The sequence below is a fragment of the Acutalibacter sp. 1XD8-36 genome (genome assembly GCF_009917525.1).
Lineage (GTDB): Bacteria > Bacillota > Clostridia > Oscillospirales > Acutalibacteraceae > Acutalibacter.
In genome coordinates, this window is the sequence record NZ_QZDU01000051.1 from 1 (window position 1) to 1314 (window position 1314).

Genomic DNA, 1314 nt, shown 5'->3' on the forward strand with positions numbered 1-1314 from the left:
TATTCCCGCCACATCTTGGACACTTCATTTTACATTCCTCTTTTCATTTTTACATTATTCAATATATTTTTTATAATTTGATATTATGCTTCTTTCGAGCCCAAGATAACTTCGTTATGTTTTTTATATCTTCCGCTAAAGACAAGGTCAATAGAATTGTCTAATAACTTTTCTTTTCCTTCTTCGTTGAGTTGGCGGTAATTATTTATTAGTTTCCACTCATCATCAAGTAACGTCTCGGATTGATGTAAAGGAGCTATTTTTACACAATCTTGAAACAAAAAATTGGGTTCAACCTTTAATGCGTTTAAAAGAGCGTACATAACAGGTTCTTTTGGGTGGCTAGTCTCCTTTTCATAATTAGTAATCGCAGAAGGAGTTACACCAACAAGTTTTGCGAGTTCTTCTTGTGTTAAAGAGGCAGTTTCTCTTGCTTCTTTTAGGCGTTTCCCTATTCCCATCTATTCACCAACTTTCTACATATATTAAAACATAAGTCCTACATGAGTGTCAAGAGAAATCTTCAAAAAACTTGAGAAAATACTATTGACAATTCAAGAAATTTGATGTACTATAAGTTTGTATCAAGAATCTTGAGGAGGTGAACAAATGCAGGTTTCTACTATCGCGACTAACACAAAAAGAATTATTGAGGAACGCGGACTAAAGAAAAAGGCCATTGCTATCGCCGCTGGATATTCTGAAAATCAGTTTAGCTCGCTGCTTAACGGCAGGAAGAGTATAAAGGACAGCGATGTAATAGCGTTGGCTAATGCGCTGGATGTTTCGCCAAATGATTTGTTCGGGTGGAACGGAGAGCGAAATCTCAAAAATAGCTCATAGGGAGGAGGTGAGACCATGAAAAAGTCAACAGATTTCTCCCGGATTTTTGTTACCAGAACGTAACTGCAATTTATCTGTTCCCCGCTTCGCGTTTTTCCGTTTTCTCTGACGAAAGAAATTATCCACAGTTGCCACAAGTTGCTTTATGTAGCAGAACAGATAAATACGTATACGCGACTACGCTTCTATGGCACGTCGCTCACTTTGGCAGTCCCGGTTCAGCCTTTGCCCCTACGCATCACGCCATTACTTCGGTCTGGAACGTGTAGGCAAAAAGAGTGCCTTGCCGATTTCTCCGCATGGCATCAACCCCTTTCTGCCCCAAGATAGGGCTGCGTACCATTATACACCGGGAATTACTGAAAATCAATAAATAATTACTGTTTTTTGGAAAGTGCTGTGCTTTTCGCGGCGGGCTTTGGTACATTCTTAAAATCATGTTTTACCAAAAAAGAGAGGTTAATATGTATA

At 38.8% G+C, this 1314-nt stretch carries 2 protein-coding genes; one reads left to right on the top strand and one right to left on the bottom strand.

Translation table 11 applies throughout. From position 1 onward, the window contains the following. Positions 1 to 83: 83 nt before the first annotated feature. Positions 84 to 461, bottom strand: a complete 378-nt coding sequence (locus tag D5270_RS16440; RefSeq protein WP_166545093.1) for a helix-turn-helix domain-containing protein — start codon at positions 459 to 461, stop codon at positions 84 to 86. A 148-nt stretch (positions 462 to 609) separates the two neighbouring features. Here D5270_RS16440 and D5270_RS16445 point away from each other — a divergent pair, with 148 nt between their 5' ends. After that, positions 610 to 843, top strand: a complete 234-nt coding sequence (locus D5270_RS16445; RefSeq protein ID WP_166545094.1) for a helix-turn-helix domain-containing protein — start codon at positions 610 to 612, stop codon at positions 841 to 843. Positions 844 to 1314: the final 471 nt, after the last annotated feature.

What these genes read in the sequence shown, in the direction of transcription:
- D5270_RS16440 (WP_166545093.1), bottom strand. Translation starts at nt 461, where the DNA reads ATGGGAATAGGGAAACGCCTAAAAGAAGCAAGAGAAACTGCCTCTTTA.
- D5270_RS16445 (WP_166545094.1), top strand. Translation starts at nt 610, where the DNA reads ATGCAGGTTTCTACTATCGCGACTAACACAAAAAGAATTATTGAGGAA.